Source organism: Pseudoduganella sp. RAF19, assembly GCF_052114165.1.
In the GTDB taxonomy this organism is placed as follows: Bacteria; Pseudomonadota; Gammaproteobacteria; order Burkholderiales; family Burkholderiaceae_D; genus Rugamonas.
This window is the reverse complement of the sequence record NZ_JBFREF010000004.1, coordinates 412,145-437,394: the sequence shown is the minus strand read 5'-3', so window position 1 is coordinate 437,394 and position 25,250 is coordinate 412,145. Positions and strand designations below refer to the sequence as shown.

24 protein-coding genes are annotated in these 25,250 nt (G+C 61.5%); 12 read left to right on the top strand and 12 right to left on the bottom strand.

The features are described 5' to 3' along the window. The first annotated feature begins 668 nt into the window (after window positions 1-668). Genes yjgA through AB4Z19_RS13170 form a run of 3 tightly spaced genes read left to right on the top strand, consistent with a single transcriptional unit; the run spans window position 669 to window position 2,551 of the window. Entirely contained in the window at window positions 669-1,268 is a 600-nt protein-coding gene (gene yjgA, locus AB4Z19_RS13180; RefSeq protein ID WP_442028465.1) for a ribosome biogenesis factor YjgA, read from the top strand. After that, the gene (mog, locus tag AB4Z19_RS13175; RefSeq protein ID WP_442035402.1) at window positions 1,258-1,872 is read left to right on the top strand and encodes a molybdopterin adenylyltransferase; all 615 of its coding nucleotides are present in this window, start codon (window positions 1,258-1,260) and stop codon (window positions 1,870-1,872) included. The genes yjgA and mog overlap by 11 nt, the downstream gene beginning before the upstream one ends. 10 nt (window positions 1,873-1,882) lie before the next feature. Continuing rightward, window positions 1,883-2,551 (top strand): alpha/beta hydrolase, encoded by a 669-nt coding sequence (locus tag AB4Z19_RS13170; RefSeq protein WP_442028467.1) that lies wholly within the window; start codon window positions 1,883-1,885, stop codon window positions 2,549-2,551. On the opposite strand, the gene AB4Z19_RS13165 is transcribed toward AB4Z19_RS13170, so the two are convergent. From AB4Z19_RS13165 to AB4Z19_RS13155, 3 genes are read right to left on the bottom strand one after another with little or no spacing between them, the layout of a single operon-like run. Beyond that, on the bottom strand, window positions 2,548-4,758 hold the full coding sequence (locus AB4Z19_RS13165) for a xanthine dehydrogenase family protein molybdopterin-binding subunit (RefSeq protein ID WP_442035401.1): 2,211 nt from the start codon (window positions 4,756-4,758) through the stop codon (window positions 2,548-2,550). The genes AB4Z19_RS13170 and AB4Z19_RS13165 overlap by 4 nt on opposite strands. Beyond that, complete coding sequence (locus AB4Z19_RS13160) at window positions 4,755-5,741, bottom strand: FAD binding domain-containing protein (protein WP_442028470.1); 987 nt, start codon at window positions 5,739-5,741, stop codon at window positions 4,755-4,757. Before AB4Z19_RS13160 ends, AB4Z19_RS13165 begins: the two co-directional genes overlap by 4 nt. 3 nt (window positions 5,742-5,744) lie before the next feature. Next, entirely contained in the window at window positions 5,745-6,389 is a 645-nt protein-coding gene (locus tag AB4Z19_RS13155; RefSeq protein WP_442035400.1) for a 2Fe-2S iron-sulfur cluster-binding protein, read from the bottom strand. Window positions 6,390-6,482: 93 nt separating this feature from the next. Here AB4Z19_RS13155 and AB4Z19_RS13150 point away from each other — a divergent pair, with 93 nt between their 5' ends. Then, on the top strand, window positions 6,483-7,355 hold the full coding sequence (locus tag AB4Z19_RS13150) for a M14 family zinc carboxypeptidase (RefSeq protein WP_442035399.1): 873 nt from the start codon (window positions 6,483-6,485) through the stop codon (window positions 7,353-7,355). Here the strand turns inward: AB4Z19_RS13150 and AB4Z19_RS13145 are convergent. Further along, entirely contained in the window at window positions 7,313-7,864 is a 552-nt protein-coding gene (locus tag AB4Z19_RS13145) for a carboxymuconolactone decarboxylase family protein (RefSeq protein WP_442026261.1), read from the bottom strand. The two genes, AB4Z19_RS13150 and AB4Z19_RS13145, sit on opposite strands and share 43 nt — an antisense overlap. A gap of 438 nt (window positions 7,865-8,302) precedes the next feature. Here AB4Z19_RS13145 and AB4Z19_RS13140 point away from each other — a divergent pair, with 438 nt between their 5' ends. Beyond that, entirely contained in the window at window positions 8,303-9,640 is a 1,338-nt protein-coding gene (locus AB4Z19_RS13140) for an aspartate aminotransferase family protein (RefSeq protein WP_442026260.1), read from the top strand. Here the strand turns inward: AB4Z19_RS13140 and AB4Z19_RS13135 are convergent. Genes AB4Z19_RS13135 through AB4Z19_RS13125 form a run of 3 tightly spaced genes read right to left on the bottom strand, consistent with a single transcriptional unit; the run spans window position 9,637 to window position 13,261 of the window. Continuing rightward, a complete protein-coding gene (locus AB4Z19_RS13135; RefSeq protein ID WP_442026259.1) occupies window positions 9,637-10,485 on the bottom strand; it encodes a fumarylacetoacetate hydrolase family protein in 849 nt (282 codons plus the stop codon). The two genes, AB4Z19_RS13140 and AB4Z19_RS13135, sit on opposite strands and share 4 nt — an antisense overlap. 30 nt (window positions 10,486-10,515) lie before the next feature. After that, the gene (locus AB4Z19_RS13130; protein WP_442035398.1) at window positions 10,516-11,865 is read right to left on the bottom strand and encodes an MFS transporter; all 1,350 of its coding nucleotides are present in this window, start codon (window positions 11,863-11,865) and stop codon (window positions 10,516-10,518) included. Beyond that, on the bottom strand, window positions 11,855-13,261 hold the full coding sequence (locus AB4Z19_RS13125) for a KamA family radical SAM protein (protein ID WP_442026257.1): 1,407 nt from the start codon (window positions 13,259-13,261) through the stop codon (window positions 11,855-11,857). Before AB4Z19_RS13125 ends, AB4Z19_RS13130 begins: the two co-directional genes overlap by 11 nt. Before the next feature lie 98 nt (window positions 13,262-13,359). Between AB4Z19_RS13125 and AB4Z19_RS13120 the strand changes: the two genes are divergently transcribed. After that, entirely contained in the window at window positions 13,360-13,812 is a 453-nt protein-coding gene (locus AB4Z19_RS13120) for a cache domain-containing protein (protein ID WP_442026256.1), read from the top strand. A 4-nt stretch (window positions 13,813-13,816) separates the two neighbouring features. Next, window positions 13,817-15,481: a methyl-accepting chemotaxis protein gene (locus AB4Z19_RS13115; protein ID WP_442035397.1), complete on the top strand. Its 1,665-nt coding sequence runs from the start codon at window positions 13,817-13,819 to the stop codon at window positions 15,479-15,481. On the opposite strand, the gene AB4Z19_RS13110 is transcribed toward AB4Z19_RS13115, so the two are convergent. Then, window positions 15,462-16,028: a DNA-3-methyladenine glycosylase gene (locus AB4Z19_RS13110; RefSeq protein WP_442035396.1), complete on the bottom strand. Its 567-nt coding sequence runs from the start codon at window positions 16,026-16,028 to the stop codon at window positions 15,462-15,464. The genes AB4Z19_RS13115 and AB4Z19_RS13110 overlap by 20 nt on opposite strands. A gap of 172 nt (window positions 16,029-16,200) precedes the next feature. On the opposite strand from AB4Z19_RS13110, the gene AB4Z19_RS13105 reads away from it, so the two are divergent. The 5 genes from AB4Z19_RS13105 to AB4Z19_RS13085 are packed head-to-tail and all read left to right on the top strand — an operon-like array spanning window position 16,201 to window position 22,429. Continuing rightward, window positions 16,201-17,061: an HDOD domain-containing protein gene (locus AB4Z19_RS13105; protein ID WP_442028703.1), complete on the top strand. Its 861-nt coding sequence runs from the start codon at window positions 16,201-16,203 to the stop codon at window positions 17,059-17,061. Between the two features lie 25 nt (window positions 17,062-17,086). Further along, window positions 17,087-18,235, top strand: a complete 1,149-nt coding sequence (locus tag AB4Z19_RS13100; protein ID WP_442035395.1) for a DUF2863 family protein — start codon at window positions 17,087-17,089, stop codon at window positions 18,233-18,235. A gap of 33 nt (window positions 18,236-18,268) precedes the next feature. Then, window positions 18,269-19,462 carry a tetratricopeptide repeat protein gene (locus AB4Z19_RS13095; protein WP_442029064.1) on the top strand — a complete coding sequence of 398 codons (1,194 nt, stop codon included), beginning with the start codon at window positions 18,269-18,271 and terminating at the stop codon, window positions 19,460-19,462. Window positions 19,463-19,472: 10 nt separating this feature from the next. Then, window positions 19,473-21,407, top strand: coding sequence for a CocE/NonD family hydrolase (locus AB4Z19_RS13090; RefSeq protein WP_442035394.1), 1,935 nt, complete (start codon window positions 19,473-19,475; stop codon window positions 21,405-21,407). Next, on the top strand, window positions 21,404-22,429 hold the full coding sequence (locus tag AB4Z19_RS13085; RefSeq protein ID WP_442029307.1) for a Shedu anti-phage system protein SduA domain-containing protein: 1,026 nt from the start codon (window positions 21,404-21,406) through the stop codon (window positions 22,427-22,429). The genes AB4Z19_RS13090 and AB4Z19_RS13085 overlap by 4 nt, the downstream gene beginning before the upstream one ends. On the opposite strand, the gene AB4Z19_RS13080 is transcribed toward AB4Z19_RS13085, so the two are convergent. The 4 genes from AB4Z19_RS13080 to AB4Z19_RS13065 all read right to left on the bottom strand — a co-directional run bounded on the left by AB4Z19_RS13080 (window position 22,426) and on the right by AB4Z19_RS13065 (window position 25,217). After that, complete coding sequence (locus tag AB4Z19_RS13080; protein WP_442029306.1) at window positions 22,426-23,028, bottom strand: YdeI/OmpD-associated family protein; 603 nt, start codon at window positions 23,026-23,028, stop codon at window positions 22,426-22,428. The genes AB4Z19_RS13085 and AB4Z19_RS13080 overlap by 4 nt on opposite strands. Before the next feature lie 127 nt (window positions 23,029-23,155). Then, window positions 23,156-23,872 carry a hypothetical protein gene (locus tag AB4Z19_RS13075; RefSeq protein WP_442035393.1) on the bottom strand — a complete coding sequence of 239 codons (717 nt, stop codon included), beginning with the start codon at window positions 23,870-23,872 and terminating at the stop codon, window positions 23,156-23,158. A 174-nt stretch (window positions 23,873-24,046) separates the two neighbouring features. After that, on the bottom strand, window positions 24,047-24,487 hold the full coding sequence (locus AB4Z19_RS13070; RefSeq protein WP_442029425.1) for a GNAT family N-acetyltransferase: 441 nt from the start codon (window positions 24,485-24,487) through the stop codon (window positions 24,047-24,049). A gap of 235 nt (window positions 24,488-24,722) precedes the next feature. Continuing rightward, window positions 24,723-25,217 carry a DNA-deoxyinosine glycosylase gene (locus tag AB4Z19_RS13065; protein ID WP_442029427.1) on the bottom strand — a complete coding sequence of 165 codons (495 nt, stop codon included), beginning with the start codon at window positions 25,215-25,217 and terminating at the stop codon, window positions 24,723-24,725. Window positions 25,218-25,250 lie beyond the last annotated feature (33 nt).

The following is a 25,250-nucleotide window of genomic DNA, read 5'->3' as shown; positions in this document are numbered from 1 at the left end:
GTGCCAGCGTCGAATTATGCCTAATAAAGCCACGTCGATCACTCCGATCTCCTGTCGAAAGGACAGGGAGAATTGTGCTACGAACGTGGGTCAGATTCCGTTGCAAATTCGTGGGGAAGGTGGGTCAACTTTCAATGCAAATTAACAGTACACTCGGTCACTGTCCTTTTCCAATTACGGTGTAAAGGCGTGACGAGATATCTCAGAGCTTGGGCGATCTTGAATAGCCATCCTGTTTTGAGCCCCAGATGGGGCAACCTTGCATTTCCCTGCGGGACAGGGAATCCGTGACGTTGAATTCGTGAGAATTTTGTTTGGATTATGTTGCAATGGAACAACACACAACCCGTCTGTGAACGGAAATATGGGCTATTTGACACGGATTTACAGGCGAACCCGTAGTTTGTGTCTTGTCGCGTCAGATTTTATTGCTGTGAGTTTGTTTGGTTTTGATCCCAAATTGCGGGCGCAATTAGGGAGCCCACGGCTTTATTGTCATTCAAAGATTAGTAAAATCAATGACTTGCCGCGTGACGTGCAGGATGGATACTTCGTAAATACTTTATGCCGCGAAGGCGGCGATCGCGAACGTGTCGCACTAAAACAGTTATCATAGCAGCCGTTTACTGTTTTTACAGGCTCGCTACACCAGCGAGCCTTTTGTCACTATGCCAAATGCAAACCGCGGGGCCGTCGGCTTCCAGTCGAGCGAGTTCGAACAAGAATACGAACGCCCATCCAAAACCGAAATGAAGCGCCAGTCGGACGCCCTGCAAGACCTGGGCCGCGAACTGGTGGAAGCGCCACGTGACCGCGTGAAGCGCGTGCCCATGCCGGAAGACGTGCGCGATGTCATTCTGGAATGCCAGAATATCAAGAATCACGAAGGCCGCCGCCGTCAGCTGCAGTTTGTCGGCAAGAAGATGCGTGGCCTGACGGAAGAGGAAGTGGCCGTGATCCGCCGCACCATCGAGGGCTGGAAAGGCGCCTCCAAGGCCGATACCGCCGCCCTGCACGCGCTGGAGCGCCGCCGCGAGAAGCTGCTGGCCGACGACAAGGCCCTGACCGCCCTGCTGGAAGAGCATCCGCAGCTGGACGTGCAGCACCTGCGCGCCCTGATCCGCAATGCCCGCAAGGAGCAGGCCGAGAACAAGCCGCCCAAGGCCTACCGCGAAATCTTCCAGATCCTGAAGGACCTGCAAAAGCCTGCCGCCAAGTCCGCGGATGACGAGGAAGCTGAAGAAGAAGGCGAAGAAAATGACGAATGAACCGGAACTCGAGGTTGAGCTGATGATTGGCCTGGTCTCGATTTCCGACCGCGCCAGCGAAGGCGTGTATCAGGACCAGGGCATCCCGGCGCTGGAAGGCTGGCTGCGCACTGCACTGACCACGCCCTTCCGCGTTGAGACACGACTGATTCCGGACGAGCGCGCCCGGATCGAAGCCACGCTGACCGAGCTGGTGGACCAGGCGCGCTGCCATCTCGTTCTGACCACCGGCGGCACCGGCCCGGCACGCCGCGACGTGACGCCGGAAGCCACGCTGGCCATCGGCACCAAGGAAATGCCGGGCTTCGGCGAACAGATGCGCGCCATCTCGCTGCATTTCGTGCCGACTGCCGTGCTGTCGCGCCAGACTGCCGTGATCCGCGAAATTGACGGTCACGCGGCGCTGGTCATGAACCTGCCCGGCCAGCCGAAAGCCATCAAGGAAACGCTGGAAGGCTTGAAGGACGCCGACGGCAAGCAGCTGGTCGGCGGCATTTTCGCAGCCGTGCCTTACTGCGTGGACCTGATCGGCGGTCCTTACATGGAAACCGATCCGGCCGTGTGCAAAGCCTTCCGACCAAAATCCGCCATCCGCAGCAAATAAGGACTACCGCATGACCCACGTACTCGACCACATCGAAGTCAGCACTTCCGACAACCCTGAAGTCTCCATCATCTGGATGCACGGCCTGGGCGCCGACGGCAACGATTTCGTGCCCCTGGTCGATGAACTGGACCTGAAAGGCCTGCCAGGCATCCGCTTCATCTTCCCGCATGCGAACACCATGCCGGTGACCATCAATGGTGGTTACGTGATGCGCGCCTGGTACGACATCATCCACACCGACCTGGGCCGCCAGGAAGACGAGAAAGGCCTGCGCGAATCGCAGATCCTGGTGGAAGCGCTGATCGAGCGTGAGAAGGCGCGCGGCATTCCGGCCAACCGCATCATCCTGGCCGGCTTCTCGCAAGGCTGCGCGATGACCCTGCAAACCGGCCTGCGCCATCCTGAACAGCTGGCGGGCCTGATGTGCCTTTCCGGCTATGTGCCGCTGGCCGACAAGGTGGCCGCCGAACGCAGCGCCGTCAGCACGCAAACGCCGATCTTCATGGTGCATGGCCGCATGGACCCGGTGATCCCGGTGCAGCGCGCCATCGCGTCGAAAGACCTGTTGCTGTCGCTGGGCTACCAGGTCGAGTGGCACGAGTATTACATGCAGCACTCGCTGTGCCAGGAAGAAGTGGACCACATCGGCGCCTGGCTGAAGAAGGTGCTGCTCTAAACCAGTAGTTTGTCCGGCGTGATCGGCAAGTCGCGAATGCGCTTGCCGGTTGCGTGGAATACCGCGTTGGCCACAGCGGCGGCCACGCCGGTAATCCCGATCTCGCCAATGCCGCGGATGCCAAGCTCGTTGAAGTTGGTGTCGCTGTCTTCCACCACGATGATGTCCATGCCCGGCACGTCCGCATTCACCGGCACGTGATAGTCCGCCAGGTTGGCGTTCACGGCACGGCCGTGGTGCCAGTCCATCTCCGTTTTCTCCGTCAGCGCCATGCCCAGGCCCCATACGATGCCGCCCATCAGCTGGCTGTGGCCCGTCTTCGCATTGAGCAGCTTGCCCACGTTGTAGGCCGCCACAATGCGCGGCACGCGCACGGTGCCGAGGTCCGGGTCCACGAACACTTCGACGAAGACTGCGCCGAAAGAGTGCGAGGAGAACTCTTTCTTTTCAATGCCAGGCTTGGCCTCGCCGTCCGCCGCGACCGGCTGTCCGCCGTGGCGCGCCATGATGGCTGCCATCGGTTCCTTGCGCTCCGGCGCATCGCGGAAAATCAGCCAGCCGTCCTGCGCATCGACCTTGGCCGGATCGGCGCCTTTCAGCGGCGAGACTTCATCACCCACCGCCATTTCGGTCAGCTTGCGCCGCGCGCCCAGGCAGGCTTGATGCACGGCCGGGCCGATGCTGGCGGCCGTCATCGAGCCGCCGGAAACCGGTGCCTGCGGCATCGTGGTATCGCCCAACTCGAACTTCACCTTACTCGGCGGCAGTCCCAGCGCATCGGCCGCCACCTGCGTCATCACGGTATAAGTGCCCGTGCCCAGGTCATGCGAGCCGCAGCGCACGATGGCCGTGCCGTCCGGCTGGATGCTGGCCCAGGCCTTGGCCGGCAGGCGGTGCGCCGGATAGGTAGCCGTGGCCATGCCCCAGCCGACCAGCATGCGCCCGGCGTGCATCGAACCGGGAATCGGATTGCGCCTGGCCCAGTCAAAATGTTTGGCTGCCACCTCGTAGCATTCGCGCAGCTTCTTGCTGCTGAAGGGCAGATTCTTTTCCGGGTCCTTGTCGGCGTAATTGCGCAGGCGCAGCTCCAGCGGGTCCATATTCAGCGCGTAGGCCAGTTCGTCCATCGCGCACTCCAGCGCGTATGTGCCGGTCGATTCGCCCGGCGCGCGCATATAGGTCGGCACGCCGAGATTCAGCACCGCCAGCCTTTGCGTCGTATCGCAGTTGTCGCAAGCGTAGAGCATGCGCGTGGGCGTGGTGCAGGGCTCGACGAAATCGTCCTGGAACGAGGAATGCGAAATCGAATGATGCGCAATCGCGGCCAGCTTGCCGTCCGCGCCGGCGCCAAGCTGGAAGTGCTGCTCGGTCATCGGCCGTGCGCCGACCGGCGCAAACATCTGCGTGCGCTCCACCACCAGTTTGACGGGACGGCCTACGGCTTTGGCGGCCATCGCCGCCAGCACCACGTGCGACCACATGCTGCCTTTGCAGCCAAAACCGCCGCCGGTGAAGGGGCAAACCACGCGCACCTTGTCCGGCGAGATGCCAAGATCCTTGGCCGCCGCTTTCTTCACGCCGGAGATATTCTGCGTGGCGTCATACAGCGTCAGGCGGTCGCCATCCCATGCCGCGATGGTCGCATGCGGCTCCATCGGGTTGTGGTTCTCGATGGGCGTGGTGTAGGTCGCCTCGAAGCGCTTTGCAGCGCCGGACAGCGCAGCCGAGACTTTCCCTCGGCTGCTGCTGGACGGACGTTCGGGATCTTCTTTCGGTATTTTCGGATGCGCCTTCGCGCCATTGAAATCCAGTACCGCAGGCTGCCTTGCATAGCTCACGCGCACGGCGCGGCTGGCATCCATCGCCTGCTCCAGGGTATCCGCCACCACGACCGCGATGGGCTGCGCGTTGTACTGCACTACCGCGTCCTGCAGCAGGTTGATCTTCGGCGGCGGCGGCATGTCGCCCTCGCCCGGCTTGGTGCGCGGCAGGTGCGGGGCGTTCTGGTGCGTCAGCACGGTCAGCACGCCCGGCATGTGCGCGGCGCGCGAAGTATCGATGGCGCTGATGCGGCCTTTCGGAATCGTGCTGAGCACCATCACGGCGTGCGCCATGCGCGGCAGCTGGTGTTCCGCTGCAAAGGTAGCCGTGCCCGTGACTTTCTGGCGGCCGTCCGTGCGGTTCATGCCTTGTCCGACGATACTCATGCGCTTTCTCCTGCAATACGCAGTGCGCGTACCACTGCGCGCTGCGCCATTTCGACCTTGTAGCGGTTTTCCGGCAGCGGCTGGGCGCCTTGCAGCAGACGCATCGCGGCCTGGCGGCTGCGCTCATCGTCCAGCGGCTGGCCTTGCAGCAGCGCTTCTGCCTCAGGCACGCGCCAGGGCTTGTGTGCCACGCCGCCCAGTGCAATACGCGCCTGGCGAATCACATTGCCATCCATTTCCAGTCCAGCAGCGACGGACACCAGCGCAAAGGCATAGCTGGCGCGGTCGCGCACCTTGAGGTAGTGGCTGTTCTTCGAAAGCCTGGATGGCGGCAGCTCGACGGCGGTAATCAGCTCGCCCGGCTTGAGGACCGTATCGAATTGCGGCGTATCACCCGGCAGGCGGTGGAATTCGCTGATGGGAATGCGGCGCTCGCCGCCCTGCCCGGCCACCACGACCACAGCGTCCAGCGCGGCCAGTGCCACGTTCATGTCCGAGGGATTGACGGCAATGCAGGCCTGGCTGGCGCCGAGAATGGCGTGCATGCGATGGTAGCCTTCGCGCGCACCGCAGCCGGAGCCGGGCTCGCGCTTATTGCATTGGCCGAAGGCGGTATCGGTGAAATAAGGGCAGCGCGTGCGTTGCATCAGATTGCCGCCCGTGGTCGCCATATTGCGCAGCTGGCCCGATGCGCCGGACAGCAGCGCGCGCGTCAGCAATGGATAGCGCTCGCGCACCAGCTGATGATTGGCCATATCGCTGTTGCGCGCTGTGGCGCCGATGCGCAAGCCGCCGCCCTGCAGCTCGGTGATCGCGTCCATGCCGGCGCGGCTCACATCGATCAAACGCTGTGGATGCTCGACGTCGCCCTTCATCAGGTCCAGCAGATTGGTGCCGCCTGCGATGAAACGCGCACCCGGTTGCTGAGCGAGACGCAACGCTTCGTCCATATTGCGAGCCCGGTCATAGAATATCGCTTGCATGGCTCAGACCTTTTTCAGCGCCACGGTGCGAATCGCGGCCACGATATTGGGATAGGCGCCGCAGCGGCAGATATTGCCGCTCATGCGCTCGCGGATTTCGTCATCGGTAAAGGCCGGGGACTTCACGCGCACATCCGGCGTGACTGCACTTGCCGTACCCGCCTGCATTTCTTCCAGCAGCGCGGTGGCGGAGCAGATCTGGCCCGGCGTACAGTAGCCACACTGGAAAGCATCCTGCTCGATAAAGGCTTGCTGCAACGGCGACAGTTGCTCGCCTTGCGCCAGACCTTCAATGGTGGTGATGTGCTCACCCTCATGCATCACGGCCAGCGTGAGGCATGAGTTGATGCGGCGTCCGTCCACCAGCACGGTGCAAGCGCCGCACTGGCCACGATCGCAGCCCTTCTTGGTGCCTGTCATGCCGATGTGTTCACGCAGCGCGTCCAGCAGCGTCACGCGCGGCTCCAGCGACAGGCTGTATTCCTTGCCGTTGATGCTGAGCTGCACGGGACGCGCACCGGCTGTGGGAGCTGGCGCGGCAACGGGCGCGGACTTGGGCGCGGCTTCAGCGGGAACTTGAGTTGCAGCCACCGCAGCCAGCGCGCCTTGCAGAAAATTGCGGCGCGTTAGGTTGGAGTTATCTGGCATTATTCGCTTTCAAAATGTGCGACCGATGATGGCCTTACAACGTTAATCCCACCGTTAGCTCCCTAACACAAACGTTTAATCCATAATGTCGGAATGAAATACGCATTCATCCTGATGAGCTGCCTGCTGGGCTCTGTGCCAGCCGCCCAGGCGCGGGCCGCCGATGCCCCCTGGTGCGATCGTCTGGCCGCGCGCCTGCCTTCGGTATCGGCGTCGAGCTGCCGCCAGAGCGCAGTCGCGCCAAGCGGCGCCAAGTCCAACCTCGGCTTTCCCATTCTTGAACGCGATATCGCACCGCGTGTCCCTGCCGCCGCGCCTCCCCTGCGCGTACTTCTACTGGGTGGTATTCATGGCGATGAGCTGACTGCGTCCTCGCTGGTGTTCCAGTGGCTGCAGCATATGGATGCGCCAGACGCGCAAGGCGTGCACTGGAAAGTGGCGCCCCTGCTCAATCCTGACGGTCTGCTGGCCGCCAAGCCGCAGCGTGTGAATGCGCACGGCGTGGACCTGAACCGCAACTTCCCCACGCCCGGCTGGAAACAGGAAGCGCCGCGCTACTGGACCAGGGTGACGCGCAGCGATCCGCGCCGCTTCCCCGGAAAAGCCCCGCTGTCCGAACCGGAAACGCGCTGGGTCAACGACACCATCGAACGATTCCACCCCGATCTGATCGTGTCCGTGCACGCGCCCTTCGGCATCCTGGATTTCGATGGCCAGGCCGAACCGCCGCGCAATTTCGGACGGCTGATCTATCACCGGGTCGGCGTCTATCCGGGCTCACTGGGCAACTACAGCGGCTGGCACAAGCAGGTGCCGGTGATCACGATTGAATTGCCCAATGCGCAGTCCATGCCACCCGACGCCGAAGTGCAGCGCATTTGGCGCGACATGCTGGACTGGATCAAGCGGAATATGACGCCACGCTACGCCAATGGTGCAGCCGTCGAAGGTGGCACCGCCGACTGAGCGGCGTTCATCACCATGGCAAGGAAAGTGTAGTAGCCGTTCAGTCCCATCAGATCCACCACGCCATGCTCGCCGAAGCGCGCCAGTGCGGCGTTATAGGTGGCGTCGCAAACGCGCTTTTGCTGGTGCAGCTCGATACAGAAGTCATGTACGAGCGCTTCATCTTCGCTCATCGCATCCGGACGGCGGTGCGCGGCAATCGCATCTACCGTAAGCTGGCTGATGCCTTCCTGCAGCGCTATCGGCGCGTGGATCGCCCACTCGACCTGCTGATCCCACTGCCGCGCTGTGACGAGAATCGTCAGTTCGGAAAGCCGCGTGCCAATTGCACTGCGATAGCGAAGGTACTCTCCCATGCGCTGAGCGCAGCCCATCAGCTCCGGGCTGCGAATCAGCGGCACAAAGGGGCCGTACAGCGCACCGCGCGGTCCGTCGATCACGGCTTGCGCGGCCGCTTGCTGGGTGGCGTTCAGTTGATCGAAAGGGATAGTCGGCAGGCGATCATTCATACACGGTTTGCTCTCTCAAAAAGCATTTACCCAACAGTGGAAACATGCGATGCTACAACAAGCGCTACGTATCAGGCATTCTCGCATCAGTTCAACGTTGTTGACAGCGACGAGGTAATTCATGGTGCTTCGACTTCCTATCAAACCGCCAGCTCCGCCACAAGTAGCGCCGGCCTTTCGGCCGAACACATCTTCCCCCGCTCTACAAAACGCTCCTCACCGCTCCCGGCTGCCGTAAAAAGAAAAATTCGGAACGACATGGCTGGACCAGGTGCCCGACCCCAATAATCTGTGGCACAGCTATTGGACCAATGACGTGACGAAAAAAGGGCCTGAACAAAGGCATAGGAACATTGCACCGGACAAGAGAAAAGTCAAAACGTAGCTTTCACGCGCGGGCTAATGTCGCAGGACGTCCAACCCGAACGCGAGGCTTTCATGACTCACCTGATCCACCGCGACCTGCGTCACACCCCGCCTACCGCCGTCTGCGCCTTCGGCATACAAGTGCGCGATAAGGATGGCAATACCTATCTCGATGCCAGCGGCGGCGCCGCCGTTTCCTCGCTCGGCCACAGTCATCCCGACGTGCTGGCCGCCATGCAGGCGCAGCTCAAGGTCGCGGCTTATGCGCACACGTCCTTCTTCACGACCGATGTGGCCGAGGAACTGGGCGAGCGTCTGGCACAGGATGCACCAGGTGATCTGAATTTCGCTTACCTCGTATCCGGCGGCTCGGAAGCAATTGAAGCTGCACTGAAGATGGCGCGCCAGTTTTTTGTGGAGAACGGGGAAACGGACCGCCGCGTATTCATTGCGCGCCGCCAAAGCTATCATGGCAACACGCTGGGTGCGCTGGCCTTGGGCGGCAACGAATACCGCCGCCGCCATTTCGAACCCATGCTGATGGATGTGGCGCGTGTGTCGCCCTGCTTCGAATACCGCGAGCGCCCGGCCGGTCAGGATGTGCACGAATACACAGCAGGCCTGCTGCAGGAGCTGGAAAAGACTATTCTCGACATTGGCCCACAGAACGTGATCGGATTCTGCGCCGAACCAGTCGTCGGCGCAACCAGCGGTGCAGTGCCGCCAACGCCAGGCTATTTCAAGGGCGTACGGTCGCTGTGCGACAAGTACGGCATGCTGCTGATTGCCGATGAAGTCATGTGCGGCATGGGCCGCACCGGCACACTGTACGCCATCGAGCAGGAAAACGTGGTGCCGGATCTTATCGCGCTGGGCAAAGGCCTGGGCGCGGGCTACCAGCCAATTGGCGCGGTGATGGCGCGCGATCACATCATGCAGCGCATGCGCAGTGGCAGCGGCGTGTTCCAGCATGGGCATACCTACGTCGGACACCCGGTAGCCGCAGCGGCGGCACTGGCAGTGCAGAAGGTGATCAGGCGCGATTGCCTGCTGGGCGCCGTCACGGTACGCGGCGCCAGTTTCAAGCGCATGCTGCGCGACGCCTTCGGCAATCATCCACACGTAGGCGATATTCGCGGACGCGGCATGCTGATTGCGCTGGAGCTGGTGCAGGACCGCGAAACCAGGCGGCCTTTCGATCCCGACCTGCGCTTGCACGCGGTGGTGAAGCAGCAAGCCATGGCGTGTGGATTGATGGTGTATCCGATGGGCGGCACCATCGATGGCAAACGGGGCGACCATATCCTGCTGGCGCCGCCGTTCATCGCGTCGGAGAACGACCTGCAACAGATCGTGACGCGTTTGTCGGACGGGCTGGCGCGTTCAATCGCCAGCGTTCGTCCGTCTTAGAACTCCTGGTAACCGATGACGTCCTGCTGCTGTTCGCCGAGGCCGGCGATGCCGAGGCGAACGAAGTCGCCCTTTTTCAGGTAACGCTTGCGCGCCATGCCAACGCCGGGTGGCGTGCCGGTGGCGATGATGTCGCCCGGTTCCAGCGTCATGAACTGAGAAATGTACGCAACCAGTTGCGGCACCTTGAAGATCATGGTCGACGTGCTGCCGGTCTGCATGCGCTTCTCGTTCACTTCCAGGTACAGATCGAGGTCGTTCACATCCCACACTTCGTCACGTGTGACCAGCCACGGGCCGACCGGGCCGAAGGTATCGCAGCCCTTGCCCTTATCCCACTGGCCATTGCGCTCCAGCTGGAATTCGCGCTCGGACACGTCGTTCACCACGCAGTAGCCGGCAATATGCTTTTCGGCGTTTTCCACGCTCACATTACGTGCGCGCTCGCCGATCACGACGCCCAGTTCCACTTCCCAGTCGGTCTTCTTCGAGCCTTTGGGCAGCATGATGGGATCGTCCGGGCCGGACAGGCAGCTGATCGCCTTCAGGAAGATGATCGGTTCTTTCGGAATCGGCATACCGGCTTCTTTTGCGTGGTCCGCGTAATTCAGGCCAACGCCGATGAATTTGCCGACCTTCGCAATGGGAACGCCAAAGCGTGGATTACCGCGCACCACGGGTAGCGACTCAGGATCGACTTTGGCCAGCTTGCGCATGGCTTTGTCCGACAGGTTGGCGCCGCCGATATCGCCGCTGATCACGCCGGAGAGGTCTCGCAGCTTGCCTTCTTCATCGATCAGACCGGGTTTTTCTTTGCCTTGGCGGCCGTAACGAACCAGTTTCATAACATCTTCCTTCTTGTTGAAGGCGATATTCTACCGGATGGTTTGGATTGCCCTCGGACGCGTGCGAAATCGGCGGTGCAGGTAGTACAGCAGACCCGGTATTTGCAGCAGTAGCAGCACGGCGAATCCGAACTGGTAGGCGCGCATTGGCGATGCGCTTGCGTGACTGACAATCCAGCCGAAACCTGCCTGCACGGCGAAGGCGCCGCTGAAGATCAGGAGGTTCAGGCAGGTCGATGTGCGCCCCATCAGCGCGGGCGGAACGGATTGGGAGACGATGGTGTATTCGATGCCGGTGATGGTCCCAGTGAGCATGAAAGCCACGGCCAGCATTGGCATGGCGGGGCGCCATCCTGTCAGGAACGCGCACTGCACCAGTATGAAGATGGTGATACCGATGGCGGCAACGTCGATTGGCTGGCGTCCATGTTTGTTGGCCCACTCGGTCAGCATGCCGACCGCGATGGCGCCGAAGATGACGGCGACCATGCCGAGGTAGAGCAGCCAGGCGATGGTTTGCTGGTCCATCCAGCCGGCGTCGGCCAGCCAGCGGCTGATCCACAAACCCTGGATGCCGAAATAGACCGTGTGCGGGATCAGCACCAGCGATGCGGTGTCGCGGAAGGCATGGTGGCGGAAGATTTCAGCCAGCGCCTGTCCCGTGAATGGCTTGGGCCTGGCCGCTGGTGCGGTAGGTGCGGTTGGTGCGAGCAGCAGAATTGTCACGGCCAGCACCACGCAGCAGATTGCAAGCGCGGCGAAGATGCCGCGCCAGTCGGTGTAATGCAGCGCCAGCCTTACCGGCAGCGTGGCCGAGGCGGCGCCGAGCCCTCCTGCTGCGATCAGATAGCCTTGCACGGACGGCGCCTTCTGCGGCGAGATCCAGGTGGAGATGGCCTTCATCGCGGCCATGAAACACGCGGCCAGTCCCAGTCCCATGATGGTGCGCGCGCTCGCCATCTGCGCGAAGTCCCGGCTTTGCGCGAAGGCGAGCGTGCCGAAGGCGGCGACCAGCAGCATGACGAATTGCACCCGGCGCGGCCCGTAGTGGTCCAGCGCCATGCCGACCGGCAGCTGGGCGACGGCGAAGGCCAGGAAGTAGGTGCTGGTCACAGTACCCATTTGCGAAGTGTTCAGATGCAGTTCCGCCGTCATCTGCGGCGCCAGCATCGCGTTCACCGTGCGCAGCAGCCAGGAAAGGAAATGCCCTAGCGCGAACGGCACAAACACGCAGCACAGCACCGCCACGCCAGACAACTCACCCGCCGCCCTCACCCGTCCCTGCCACGCCCGCGCGAACCTGCTGCCCTTCGCCTGCGCCGATGCGATCGGTACAGCGGTGGAGGTGTCGTCGGCCATGGCGGCGGCGCTAGGCGACATGGGTGTGGGCGGCGCACGCCGCGCCGCGCGCCTGGGCTGCGGGAGCGATGGAGATGACCTTGCGCTGGTCCGGCTCTTCGTCTGCCTCGAAGAAGAACCGCTCTTTGCCGAACGCGGGTTTCAGATGATCCATCCAGGTCGCCTCCGGATCGAACTTCGCGTAGAACGGCTTGCGTACCCAGTCCGGATTGCGCGCCTGAAGGAACTGCAGCGCAAACACCTTCTCCCCGCCGATCGTCGCCACACCATCGATCACCACCTTGCCCGGAAACGCGCTCATCGAAGGCCCGCGCACAGTGCGCGCCAAACCGGACACCATCTGATACGCCGTCTGGAATATCTCATGCGCCCGCGCCAGCGGCAAAGCGAAATACTCGCGCGGCCCCGTATCGCGCTCGACGAACATGTAATACGGAATAGCCCCCAGGCGCACGCCCGTCTGCCACAGCTCCGCCCAGCTGAAAGGGTCTTCATTGATATGCCGGATCAGCGGACCCTGCATGCGCAGCGTCGCTCCCGTGCCCACAATGCGCTTGACCGCCTGCTGTGCGATCTCCTGCCGCAGCTCCACCGCGTGGTTGTAGTGGCCCATGATGGCCATATTGCGTCCCGACGACACTACCTTCTCGAACAATCGCATCAAATCATCGGCATCGCGATCCGTCACAAAGCGCTGCGGCCAGTACGCCACCGATTTGGTGCCGATGCGGATGTTCTGGATATGCGCCAGCTCCGGCGCCAGCAAAGGCTCGATGATCCCGGCCAGCGAGCGCGTGTTCATGATCAAAGGATCGCCGCCCGTAATCAGCACATCGGTCACCTCGCGATGCGACTGGAGATACGCCACCAGTTCGTGCGTCTCCTTTGCATCGAACTTCATATCCTCCATGCCGACGAACTGCGGCCAGCGAAAGCAGAAAGTGCAATAAGCATGGCAGGTCTGGCCCGAACTGGGAAAGAACAGCACCGTCTCGTTGTACTTGTGCTGCAAGCCGCGCAAGGGCGCATCGTTCACGCGCGGCACATTGTGCGTCATCTGCCCGGCCGGATGGGGATTCATGCGCAGGCGGATCTGATGCACCAGCTTTGCCGCCGCCGCTTCATCCTGCTTCACCAGCAGCAGATCGCGCAGCTGCCAATACTCGTGCGGCGGCAGCATGTCCCGATGCGGAAAGACCAGCCGGTAGATCGGATCGTCCGGCACCTTGTGCCAGTCGATCAACTGATCCAGCACGTATTCGTTGGTGCGGAATGGCAGCACATGCGACACCACCTGCACGGCCTCCTGCTGTTCGGGTGACAGGCAATGCCATTGAGGCGCCTGGCGGATCGTCTGACGGGTGTAGGGCTTGAACTTCATGGCGCTCTCCTGTTCGGTGTGGGCTGGAAGTTTCATGCTAGCTACAGAAATCCAAGCCACCTTGCGCTAGCGCAACTTCCTCAAAGCAACAGCGTCGTACATTGAGCATTCCCGAACCCGCAAGGAGATCGACCATGAAACGCGTGTTGTCCGCCGCAATGATCGTGCTCGCCACGGCGAGCGTGCATGCCGCCGAAGAGCCCACGGAAAAAGACGCCATCGCCATGACCGAACGCGGCGCGGCCTACATCAAAGCCCACGGCAAGGATGAAATGATGAAAAGGATCGCTGCCAAGGACGCCGAATTCGTGCAGGGATCTCTGTACGTTGATATGCGCGACATCAACACCGGCATCGTGCTGGCGCATCCCTTCAATCCGACCATCGTCGGTAAGGACCTGACCGATGTGCCGGACGCCAGCGGCAAGAAGTACCGCCGCGAGATCATCGAGCTGGCGGCCAGAAAGGGCAAGGGCTGGGTCGATTACATGTACAAGAATCCGCAGACCGGCAAGATCGAACCGAAGACCACCTACATCCTGCGCGTCGGCGATGTGGTGCTGGAAGCGGGCATCTACAAGAAGTAGCGCCATGTTGAACAAACTGCGGATCGGACCCAAACTGCTGCTGGCGCCCGGCATGGTGCTGGTGCTGCTGCTCGCGACCGCCACCAGCGCCTGGATGGGTATGGTGCGGCAGAACGCGTCGATGGAAAACCTGGTGCAGGTACGGGCCACGCGGCTGAAGGCAGCGGCGGACGTGGCGGGCGAAGCGCGCTTTGCGCATGCGAATATTTATCAACTGCTGGCGTGGATTAACGGCAGCTTCGCCAAGGAGAGACTGGATGCGCTGATTGCCCAGATTCGCGCGCGGCATGCATCCATCGGCACCCAGTTGCGCGCGCTGGCGGAAGTGGCTTCGCCTGACGAGAAGCCGATCGTAGAGGCCTCACTGAAGGCGCTCAACGCTTACCGGCGCGGCGTGCTGGAGACGATCGATCTGGCCCAGCTGGACCAGTCGATTGCGACCAACGCGATGTCCAAAGCCGAGAAGCAGTTCGAGGCGCTGGACGCGCAGCTGGCGCGGTTAGCGGGGCTGGAGAAGACGCTGAGCGAGACGGCTTTCGCGCAGGCGCGCGGCGACTTCCGTTCTTTGGGCGGGACGATGGCGGGCATTGCCGCGCTATCGGTGGCGCTGTCGCTGCTGGTGTCGATGCGCGTTCGGGCGGCCCTGCTGCGCGATATTGCGCTGATCGGCGGCACGGTGCGCAGCCTGGCGGCGGGCAAGCTGACGGCGCAGGCGTCCAGTCGGGGCAAGGATGAAATTGCTGAGACGTCGCGTGTGCTGGATCAGAGCATTGCGGGTCTAAACACGACGCTGCGCACGATATGCGAATCCATTGTTTCGATCGACACGGCGGCGCGCGAGATCGCAACCGGGAATATGGATCTTTCAACGCGCACCGAGATGCAGGCAGGGTCGCTGGAGGAAACCGCCAGCGCAATGGATAGCCTGACCAATGCGGTGCGCCAGAACGCGGAGAACGCACGCGAGGCTTGCGCGCTGGCGGCGGTGGCGTCGGATCTTGCTTCAAAAGGCGGCGATGCGGTGGCGCAGGCGGTGTCCACCATGGACTCGATCCGCGCCAGCTCGCGCAAGATCGTGGAGATCATTGGCGTAATCGATGGGATTTCGTTTCAGACCAATATCCTGGCCCTGAATGCGGCGGTGGAGGCGGCGCGCGCCGGAGAGCAGGGACGCGGCTTTGCAGTCGTTGCGGCGGAAGTGCGCACGCTGGCCCAGCGCTCGGCGTCGGCGGCGAAGGAGATCAAGGCGCTGATCGCGGAATCGGTGGCCACGGTGGACCGCGGCGCCGCGTCGGTTGGCGTGGCGGGCAATAGCATGGGCGATATCGTGGCGTCGGTGCGGCAGGTGAACGACGTGATCGAGCGCATCAACGCTGCCAGCGCGGAACAGGCGCAGGGGATTTCTGAAGTGAACAAGGCCGTGGTGCAGATCGATGACGTGACGCAGCAGAATGCGGCGCTGGTCGAGCAAGCTGCCGCTGCGGCGGCCAGCCTGGAGGAGCAGGCCAGCCACCTCGCCAGCGCGATCGCAGTCTTCGAGCTGGACCGGCCGCCCGCGCCCGACGCCGAGCCGGCGAGCACCGATGCCCATTACCGCGCGTTCGACGGCGCGGCGAACGCGCGGCAGCGCGAGCGCGGGTCGCGAGCGCTTAGCGGAACGGCTTGCTGAGGTAAGGCGAATCGGCGAGGCCGAAGCGCCAGGGGACGTCGACGGCTTTGCTGATGCCGATGCGCGGGCCGGCAACGACTTGCACCTGGCCCGTGCGGGGACGCAGTTCGAATGGCGGCGCGTCCAGCGCCATGGCGTTGTGGGCGCGCGTGACGGCCATGGCCTGGCATAAACGCCCAGGCCCGGCGCACAGGATGTGCACGTCATCGAATTTGCGCCGCGCGTGCATGGCCTCCAGACCTTCCACCGGCTCCAGCGCGCGGATCAGCACCCCCGCGCCGTGCCCGTCCTCCATGCAGACGAAGTTGAGGCACCAATGCAAGCCGTGCGAGCGGTAGACATAAGCATGTCCCGGCGGACCGAACATGGCGAAGTTGCGCTCAGATCGTCCCGTGAAGGCATGCGATGCCGGATCTTCGCGGTCATAAGCTTCGGTTTCCACGATACGTCCGCCGACGCCATCGACGAGCACGGTCACGCCGATGAGCTTGCGTGCCACCTCGTGTGCGGGACGTTCAAAGTCGATTCCTGCGATTAGTCTGGTCATGCCGGCGATTGTAGCAAGCATTGCAAGCTTGTCCGATTGGCCTGCCAAAACGCTATCAAAATCATGCACTTGGGCAACAAACGATAAAATATTTCTTCTGATAAATGAGCCGTAGTGGATAGATGCGGCGATAATGACAGCGGTCCGTTTAACGCAGTTCAGTGGAAGCAAAATGACAACAGCAGCAGCGCCGGCGCCAGCCGACACCGCAGAAGAAGCCCTTCTGCGCTCGATCCGTATTCCGCCGCGGCCAAGCCTGCTCGTCGACCTGCAAGCTGAACTGGGCCGGGAAGATCCGTCGCCGCGCAATATCGCCCGCATCATTGCCAATGACGTGGGCATGTCGGGTGCGCTGCTGAAGCTGGCCAACTCGCCTTTCTATGGCGCTCAGCGCAAGGCCAAGTCGGTGGAACAGGCCATCAACTTCCTCGGCATTACCAATTGCGCCGCCCTGCTGACCGGCCTGCTGGCCCGCCAGGCCATCGAGGGCAATGAAGCGTCGCTCAACCAGTTCTGGGAAATGTCGGCGCGCCGCGCCCAGGCGCTGGTGTTCATTTCGCGCCGCCTGCGCCTGGCGCCGCCGGATATCGCCCACACCTTCGGCCTGTTCTGCGATATCGGCATCCCGATCCTGATGAACCGCTTCAGCGACTATGCCGCCACGCTGGACCGCGCCTCCGGCAGCGCCACGCTGAAATTCACGGCGGTGGAAGATGCGCGCCACATGACCAACCACGCCTCCATCGGCTGCCTGCTGGCCCGCAACTGGGGGCTCTCGCCGGACGTGTCCTGGGCCATCCTGCACCATCACGACTATGAAGTGCTGGCCGACGGCGCCACGGATGACGCCATCCGCTCCCTGGTGGCGGGCTCGGTGCTGGCGGAACGCGCCATTCAGCGCTACCATGGCAACCCTGAATCGCCCGAGTGGGCGAAAGGCGGCGAGCTGGCCTGCCAGCATCTCGGCATGAGCGAAGACGAAACCGCCGACCTGCTCGACGAACTGCACGAAACCTTCCACATCGAACATTGAGGCGCTTCCGGGCGCCGCCCGGAATATGCCCAAGAATAAGAAGCCCGTCCTCCGCAAGTCTCACACGGCGCCTGCCGAAAAAGAAGATGCCCTGAGCCAGGCGCTGGCCGAACTCGCGCTCACCGTCGCCGAGCAGGAATACGAGGACATGAGCGAATATGAGCTGGACTTTCATCGCCAGATTCGCCGCTACCTGAACCAGCAGAAGAACGACATCCTGTACGGCGCGCTGGAAATTGCGCGCTTTGATGACAGCGCCGGCTACCAGCTCTTGCGCGACACCATTGAGGAACACGCGGGCACGCTGCTGCTGCATCGCGAAGACGGTCCGGAGATGGAAGTCAACGCCTTTGCCATTCCAGTGTTCGTGCATAGCCAGGGCGGCCTGTCCGAAGCGGACAGCTTCCAGGACGAGCAAGCCTACGCTGCCTTGGTGGAAAGCCTGCGCAGCGGCGGCCTGGAAAGCCCCAAAGCCAAAATCGTGCTGGTGCAGCACGCCTATGACCTGAACGAAGCGGAGCGCATCACCTACGGCCAGCTGAACGCCATGGTGCGCGAAGCCGCCGTCTCGCTGACCGACAAGAAGGTACGCGAAGCTCCTGCCCTGCAGCGCAGCATCTCCGGCTGGTCGCCAACCACCTTCGGCTCGGACGATGAAGCCGTGGAGCTGCGCTTCCTGCTGGGCTTTGCCTACAAGCGCGCCGACGATGCGTTCTACCGCATCCCTGAAGATGAAGCGGCGCAGGACGAATACTTCGCCGCCCGTATGGAGCGCTACCAGGCCTGGACCGAGGCGGCCGCGCCGCTGCTGCAGCGCATCCTGGCACGCGGCGACAAAGCCCAGTCCTTGCGCCTGAACTTCCTGTACCAGGACCTGTTCTACGGCGCACTGCAGCAAGGCCGTCTGGAACACGCGACCCTGGCCATGATGGCGCAGTTCGGCGATGCCCTGCGGGCGCACAGCGGTCCGGCCCGTGCCGTGGTCACGCCAGCCGAACAAGGCGGCGAAGGCATGCTGCGTGTCGAGCTGTTCGACGGCGACACGCTGCTGGCTTCCGCCGGCCGCCCATTTGACGCGGGCAGCGATCTGGAAGCGGAACTCGACGACCTGCGCGATGCCCTTTCCACCCTCGGCGTACAGGAAGTCAGCGCCGAATTGACATCACCAAAATAGCCGAGGATACTTGTTTCATGGGGGAGACGCGCCATGAAACATCTGTCAATATTGATTATTGCCGCAGCGCTGGTCACGGGCTGCGCAAGCACCAAGCCGCCGGTGGCCGAAGCGCCGGCAGTCCAGCTATTCAACGATAGTGCTTTCCAGAAGAAGCCGGACAGCGTACTGACGGCCGACCAGATCTTTGCGCTCTCGCCGCAGATGCGCGACTACGTGGCGCAGATCCGTCAGACCCTGCACGGCCGCAATACGCACGAGGCGCTGTTTGAAGCGCTGTACCGCCGCGACCAGCTGCGCATCGAATACGATTCCGAGATCACCCGCACCGCCGCGCAGGCCTTCGATGCGCGCATGGGCAATTGCCTGTCCCTCGTGATCATGACCGCCGCACTGGCCAAGGACCTGGGGCTGGACGTAACGTTCCAGCGGATCACGGGCGAAGACACCTGGAGCCGCGCCGGCAGCCTGTATCTCAACAACGGCCACGTGAACCTGGTGCTGGGCAAACCGGTGATGGACACGCGTCCAGGCCAATATGACCGCGCCTATTACGTGACCATCGACTTCCTGCCGCCAGCCGACGCCGAGCGCCTGGAAAAGGAAGCGATCACACAGCAGACCATCATCGCCATGTTCATGAATAACCGCTCTGCCGAAGCGCTGGTGCAGGGCAGGCTGGACGAGGCTTACTGGTGGGCGCGCGGTGCGATGCAGGCCGATCCCGGCTTCCTGTATTCGTACAACACCATGGCCATCGTTTATCAGCGCCACGACATGCTGGCCGATGCAGAGCGTGTGCTGCGCTTTGCCCTGCAGCGCGATCCGCGCAACACCATCACCATGTTCAACCTGGTACAGGTGCTGAACGGCGAAGGCCTCACAGCCGAAGCCCTGGTGGTCAAAGCGGAGCTGGATCGCCTGGAACCGCAACCGCCCTTCTATTACTTCAACCTGGGCCGCAAAGCCATGGATGAAGGCGATTACCGCAAGGCCCGCGGCCTGTTCGCCCGTGAACTGGAACGTGCGCCCTACTATCACGAGTTCCACTTCTGGATGGCGAAAGCCGCCTTCGAACTGGGTGATTTCAAAACCGCCGACAAGCATATGCGCCTTGCGATGAGCAACAGCACCACGCGCGGCGACCACGATCTGTATGCCGCCAAGCTTGACCGCCTGCGCCTGTATGATAAGGGCCGTCTTCGACCCGAAGCAGGAACTAATTAAATAAGGACCTATGCAACGCCACCACCTGACCCCACTCGCCCTTTCTCTCGCACTGGCTTTTGCAGGCGCCGTCCACGCGGCGCCTGACGACAAGGACAAGCCGGACCTGCGCGCCACCTACACCAAATACGAATTCCGCATCCCGATGCGCGATGGCGCGCGCCTGTTCACGGCGGTCTATGTGCCGAAGGATGCGTCCAGGCCCTATCCCTTCCTGATCCAGCGTACCCCTTACAGCGTGGGCGTGTATCAGGACGGCGAGTCGCATTACGGCGTGGATTACTACCCAAAGAGCTTTGGCCTGCCGCAAGACTTCGCGGACAGCGGCTACATCTTCGTGCGGCAGGATGTGCGCGGGCGCTATATGTCCGAGGGCAAATGGCAGGAGATGACGCCGCATGTGAAAGCCAACAAGGCGGCAGGCGAAGGCAACGAGAGCCAGGACATGCACGACACGGTGGACTGGCTGCTGAAGCACGTGGCCAATAATAACGGCAAGGTCGGTATTTACGGCATCAGCTACCCGGGCTTCTACACCTCGGCCTCGATCATCGACTCGCACCCAGCGATCAAGGCCGCTTCGCCGCAGGCGCCGGTGACGGACCTGTTCATGGGCGACGATTCCTATCACGGCGGCGCCTTCATGTTGTCGGGGAACTTCGACTTCTATTCCTCGTTCACCGAGGAGAAAAATCCAGCGCCGCCGGCCCGCGTGCGCGAGCGCTTCGATTACGGCACGGCGGACAGCTACGATTACTTCCTGCAGCGCCTGACCATGTCCGGCATTCTGGCGGACCTGCAGCCGAAGCAACTGGCCTATCTGAAGCCGACCATCGACCACGACACCTACGACCAGTTCTGGCAGTCGCGCAATATCGCGCCGCACCTGAAGAACATCAAGGCGGCCGTGCTGACCGTCGGTGGCTGGTTCGATGCGGAAGATCCGCAAGGCCCGTTCACCACCTATAACTCGATCCGCAAGAACAACACCGGCATCTTCAACGGCCTGGTGATCGGCCCGTGGACGCACGGCGGCTGGGCAGGCCAGGAAGGCAAGAGCCTGGGCGCGGTGCATTTCGACAGCAAGACCAGCGAATACTTCAACAAGAAGCTGCTGTTCCCCTTCTTCGAACAGAATCTGAAGGATAAGAAGGCCGACAAGCCGATCGCCGAAGTGAACGCCTTCGAAACCGGGACCAATGTCTGGCGCCAGTACGCCACCTGGCCGCCGCAGCAAGCCAAGTCGCAGATGCTGTACTTCGGGGCCAACGGCACGCTGCCGTGGAACCAGCCTTCTGCTGCCGCCGCCGCGTTTGACGAGTATGTGAGCGATCCGCGCAAGCCGGTGCCTTATATCGGCTATCCGGCCACCGGCGTGCCGAAGGAATACATGGTGTCCGACCAGCGCTTTGCCGCTTCACGTCCGGACGTGGTGGTGTACCAGAGCGAAGTGCTGGAAGATGATGTGACCATCGCCGGTCCCGTCACGCCCAAGCTCTTCGTTTCGACCTCCGGTACGGACAGCGACTTCGTGGTGAAGCTGATCGACGTCTATCCGCAGGAGATGCCTTCGGCCGGCGGCGACGGTACGCGTCCGAGCGATACGCCACCGCCTTCGCTGAAACTGGGCGGCTATCAGCAGCTGGTGCGCGGCAATCCGATCCGCGGCAAGTTCCGCAACAGCCTCGAGAAGCCGGAACCCTTCACGCCGGGCAAAGTGGAAACCATCAGCTATCACCTGGGCGACGTGAACCACACCTTCCGCCGCGGCCATCGCATCATGGTGCAGGTGCAGAGCTCCTGGTTCCCGCTGATCGATCTGAATCCTCAGACGTTTGTCAGCATCCCGCAGGCCAAGCCGGAGGACTTCCAGAAGGCCACGCAGCGTATCTATCACGCGCCTGCTACCCCATCCGGACTACAGGTGCTCGTCATGCCACGATGAAGATCAGCGATTTCATCTTTCGCTACCAGGCGCACCGGGATTCGGTGCACGACTCGATTTGCCGCGTGCGCCTTTTCCATACGGACCGCGTGTCCGCCCTGCTCACCGACCTGGGTGACAGGAACACCGGTTCTTCGGTGGCGAATTCGATTGAATCGCTGCGTCATCATCTGATCGATGCGGGCCATATCGACCAATCGGCCCGCATCGTTGAACACTACGAAGCCAATCATCTCAGCGAGGCCACGTTTGCGCTGGTGACGGAGGTGGATGGCCTGCCGAACTGGCAGAAGCTGTGCACCGCCGATGCTGCCGCCCTGCTGGGCTGCGCGGAGATCGCGCTGGAGCATCACACGCTGGATGATCCACGCCTCGCGGCACAGATCGACAAGCTGCGCGTGCAGATCAATCCTTATATCGACAGGCCGCAGCAGGAGAGCGTGGCGGTGCTCAACCGGCGCAATGAGATCCTGCGCCAGCGCATACCCGTGGAGCAGCTGCGTTCATTGATCGAGGAAGGCGCGACGGCGCTGGAGATGCATCACCTGATTGCGCAGGATTTGTCGCTGATCGCGGAGCTGTATGCGCAGCCGGAGGAGGAGTACATTGCCTTCAGCCAGTTCCCTGTCGATAGCGGCTTCGTGGACTTTGCCCTATTCTCCGGACGCTCGCGCATGGACGTGACGCTGGTCGAAATCAAGGGCACGGCCTTCCATCTGGACGAAGCGCGGGCGCAGATTTCGTCGCGGCTGGGCTATATCGTGCGCCAGTATCCGCAATTCCGCGCCATGGCGCATCGCATCCGCGACCGCGTGGAGCAGGGACATCCCGCGTATAACTCGTTCCCCGGGCCGCGCCTGCCGCTGCAGGTGGAGGCCGCGCGCGACATCAACGTGAACTATGTCGTGATCGGCGGACGCGCAGTGGATGCGGTGGAGCGCCAGGCGTTCGAGATGTCCTTCGAACCCTTCATTCAGCTGGAGACCTGGGACAGCTGGCTGCAGAAGCTGCGCCGCAATTAGCAGTTCTGGTATTTCCAGTTGCGCTGCTTGCCTTCAGCGATCCATTCGATGGCCTGGTCCATGCGGCGCAGGCGGGTCGCTTCGGTTTTCGCTTCCTCCAGCCATTCCACGTATTCGCGCTTGGCGCTGGTGGAGAAGGCTTCGAAATGCTTCTTCGCTGCGGGCTGTGCCTTCAACGCTTTGCTGAAGTAGTCCGGCACATCCAGCGGACGCGGCGCCTTCTTTTCCCGCGACGGCGCCTTTACACCCTCGTTATTCAGCACCATCGCGCGCTTGATATAGCTCGCCAGGGTTTTCTTCGCCGGCAGGTCCTTCACCGACGCGAGGCGTCCAAACTGGCCCATCGCCTCCTTGCCCTTATCGTCCGCCTCCGCCAGCAGCAGCTCGCCCTTCCAGAACCCAAACGCACAATGCTGCTTGAACGCCGCCATATTGCACAACATCCCGTTATACAAAAAGAACGGCATGCTCCACTTGATGGTCTCCTCCACATCCGGACACGCCTCATGAATCACCGCCCGCAGATGGCTCAGAATAGGCTGCGCGAATTCGCCGGACTTGGCAATGTATTCGTCAATGCGCGGATCGACGGTGGGCATTCTTGCTCCTCTTTTGGTTATTGGCAGGAACATGGTACCACCGCGACAGTCGCTCGTAAGGCCTCAGGTAAGGCCAATGCCTCCGCAACCAGTTTCTGAAATTGAGTTTCCATACACTGCTTAAATTTTATTTCTTTAGTTGCAGGCTGTACTCAAGAAGTGCAATGACCCTGTCCATGCGATGTGTCATATGCGCAGAGAGCACTCCAATACCATAGAAAGACAGCAGCACTGGGCCTATGAAATCTGACAATCCAATCGTAACTCCAGCCTTGGATAAATTTGATAGCAGAATAATGAGCCCAGCCAGCGCCGGCAGCAGGCCAACTTTTTCTATTGCGCCCGCAATCATTCCAGCGCGTCTCTCATATCCCAAGCGCTGATATTTGTAATGAGTAAGAACGTATTGCAGCGCATTCTTTCTGCATTGGTTCAGCGCATCCACGCTGGGATGATCAAACTGGCTCACAAGATCGACATGCTGAAGAAATAGCGCATATGGATTTGTCGCTAGTCGCCATAGGAAGGAAATGCCGACAAGGCTTATACCGAAGCACATGAGGTAGCAAAGAAGTAGCATTAAATTCAAAAGAATCATCGCTACTTCATACAACAGTTTTACTTTGACTGGCACAGCAAGTCCGGCGAGCGTCAATATAGTTATCATGATCGCCAGAACAAGTATCCCAATGACTCCCTGCCAGCGTTCAACTCTCTTCTCCCATATCGTGGACGGCGGGGAAGGTGGCTTAGCCATAGTCGCGGTCGCAACTATGGCGAGGACTGCTTGAACGTCCGCAGCACTTGGTACTTCAGTATCAGATTTTATTTCGGTGGTAGTCATAGCCCGCTCCTTTCGCGTCCCTCACCATTGTAGGGGCGCTCATGCGAACTATGCGGATCGCCATTTGATACAGGTCAAATCACCGTCGTTGGGTGGCTGTGATTGAAGCTAGGACTGATGTAAGAGGAGAAATGGTTACTTCGTGGGCTCAGTCTAGCATGCTCGATTTTCCCGTCACATTGAAGGACATCGCAAGGTGAACTCGACTTCGCCAGCATTGCGCATTTCGCCGCGCACCCAGCCCAGCGCTTTGTAGAAGCGGTCGGCCCGCGTATCAGGTGTTGTGCCAAGGGCGATGCGGCGCGCGCCTTCTGCGAACAGCCAGCCGGTGGCGAGATGCAGTAAGGCTGTGCCGATGCCTCGGCCTTCGAAGTCCGGGTGGATGAACAAGGCCCAGATCGAATTGTCCTGACGATCGGCGTAGGAGAAGCCGACGATGCGGCCATCCAGTTCGCCGACCCAGCCGCGGCCCAGTTTGGAGAGATAGTCCAGGTACATCTGCGGCGTGATCGCGGCGGGATTGCGCAGCACGTTCTCGCGCACCATCAGCCGGATTGCGGACATCGCGGGAATGTCGTCAGCGTTCGCCTGACGGTATCGGATTTCAGAATTCACGAAGCTGCTTCACTCGTCAGGCTCGCCTTTCCAGCGTGCGATTGCGGCACGCAGAAAGAGAACGCCGAAAAAGACGGAAAGTTGAAGAACGGGATGTCGCGGCGAGCGAAACCACGGTCCCGCAACGATGAACAATACCGCTATGCCAACATCGATGGTCCATCCTTGCCACGCGATGGCGCTACGCCCTCCCCAAACACGCTTGGCCGAGTACCAGTATTCATGCACGGCGGGCCTACCCCACATAATCCTTTAATCCCATCCAGGCTTCCAGTTTCTTGTCGTACGCCAGCGTGTGCGCTGGACTCGACGAAGGTAACACCACAATCCGATACCGCTCCGCCAAAGCACCAAGTTGCTTCAGCCCGTGCCTGGCCGCAGTTCCACCATTAAAACCGATCGCGTTCAGCTTCGGCAAAGATGCAGCCAACGCGGCGATATCATTACCTGCCTGGTCCCGGATCTGGCTGTCCAGACTCCCGGATCGACGTGCGCTCGCAACGACATCCCACAAACCGACTCCGTGATGCAAGAGCCGAGACAACCTCGTTTGATAATCCAACGGCACAAGGTCCACGCCGATCACTTCGCCAACCAAATGCCAGAACCGGTTCTGGGGATTGCCGTAATACTGCTGCAGCACGAGCGACTTTTCGCTTGGCAGGCTGCCTAGCAGGAGAATGCGCGTGTGTTGGTTGACGACAGGATCGAAGCAGCGTTTTAGTGACATCGAGCCATTGTACAGGTGTAGAATCGAACGGTA

Excerpts from the sequence above, each read along its gene's own strand:
- yjgA (WP_442028465.1), top strand. The coding sequence starts at position 669 with ATGCCAAATGCAAACCGCGGGGCCGTCGGCTTCCAGTCGAGCGAGTTC.
- mog (WP_442035402.1), top strand. The coding sequence starts at position 1,258 with ATGACGAATGAACCGGAACTCGAGGTTGAGCTGATGATTGGCCTGGTC.
- AB4Z19_RS13170 (WP_442028467.1), top strand. The coding sequence starts at position 1,883 with ATGACCCACGTACTCGACCACATCGAAGTCAGCACTTCCGACAACCCT.
- AB4Z19_RS13165 (WP_442035401.1), bottom strand. The coding sequence starts at position 4,758 with ATGAGTATCGTCGGACAAGGCATGAACCGCACGGACGGCCGCCAGAAA.
- AB4Z19_RS13160 (WP_442028470.1), bottom strand. The coding sequence starts at position 5,741 with ATGCAAGCGATATTCTATGACCGGGCTCGCAATATGGACGAAGCGTTG.
- AB4Z19_RS13155 (WP_442035400.1), bottom strand. The coding sequence starts at position 6,389 with ATGCCAGATAACTCCAACCTAACGCGCCGCAATTTTCTGCAAGGCGCG.
- AB4Z19_RS13150 (WP_442035399.1), top strand. The coding sequence starts at position 6,483 with ATGAAATACGCATTCATCCTGATGAGCTGCCTGCTGGGCTCTGTGCCA.
- AB4Z19_RS13145 (WP_442026261.1), bottom strand. The coding sequence starts at position 7,864 with ATGAATGATCGCCTGCCGACTATCCCTTTCGATCAACTGAACGCCACC.
- AB4Z19_RS13140 (WP_442026260.1), top strand. The coding sequence starts at position 8,303 with ATGACTCACCTGATCCACCGCGACCTGCGTCACACCCCGCCTACCGCC.
- AB4Z19_RS13135 (WP_442026259.1), bottom strand. The coding sequence starts at position 10,485 with ATGAAACTGGTTCGTTACGGCCGCCAAGGCAAAGAAAAACCCGGTCTG.
- AB4Z19_RS13130 (WP_442035398.1), bottom strand. The coding sequence starts at position 11,865 with ATGTCGCCTAGCGCCGCCGCCATGGCCGACGACACCTCCACCGCTGTA.
- AB4Z19_RS13125 (WP_442026257.1), bottom strand. The coding sequence starts at position 13,261 with ATGAAACTTCCAGCCCACACCGAACAGGAGAGCGCCATGAAGTTCAAG.
- AB4Z19_RS13120 (WP_442026256.1), top strand. The coding sequence starts at position 13,360 with ATGAAACGCGTGTTGTCCGCCGCAATGATCGTGCTCGCCACGGCGAGC.
- AB4Z19_RS13115 (WP_442035397.1), top strand. The coding sequence starts at position 13,817 with ATGTTGAACAAACTGCGGATCGGACCCAAACTGCTGCTGGCGCCCGGC.
- AB4Z19_RS13110 (WP_442035396.1), bottom strand. The coding sequence starts at position 16,028 with ATGACCAGACTAATCGCAGGAATCGACTTTGAACGTCCCGCACACGAG.
- AB4Z19_RS13105 (WP_442028703.1), top strand. The coding sequence starts at position 16,201 with ATGACAACAGCAGCAGCGCCGGCGCCAGCCGACACCGCAGAAGAAGCC.
- AB4Z19_RS13100 (WP_442035395.1), top strand. The coding sequence starts at position 17,087 with ATGCCCAAGAATAAGAAGCCCGTCCTCCGCAAGTCTCACACGGCGCCT.
- AB4Z19_RS13095 (WP_442029064.1), top strand. The coding sequence starts at position 18,269 with ATGAAACATCTGTCAATATTGATTATTGCCGCAGCGCTGGTCACGGGC.
- AB4Z19_RS13090 (WP_442035394.1), top strand. The coding sequence starts at position 19,473 with ATGCAACGCCACCACCTGACCCCACTCGCCCTTTCTCTCGCACTGGCT.
- AB4Z19_RS13085 (WP_442029307.1), top strand. The coding sequence starts at position 21,404 with ATGAAGATCAGCGATTTCATCTTTCGCTACCAGGCGCACCGGGATTCG.
- AB4Z19_RS13080 (WP_442029306.1), bottom strand. The coding sequence starts at position 23,028 with ATGCCCACCGTCGATCCGCGCATTGACGAATACATTGCCAAGTCCGGC.
- AB4Z19_RS13075 (WP_442035393.1), bottom strand. The coding sequence starts at position 23,872 with ATGACTACCACCGAAATAAAATCTGATACTGAAGTACCAAGTGCTGCG.
- AB4Z19_RS13065 (WP_442029427.1), bottom strand. The coding sequence starts at position 25,217 with ATGTCACTAAAACGCTGCTTCGATCCTGTCGTCAACCAACACACGCGC.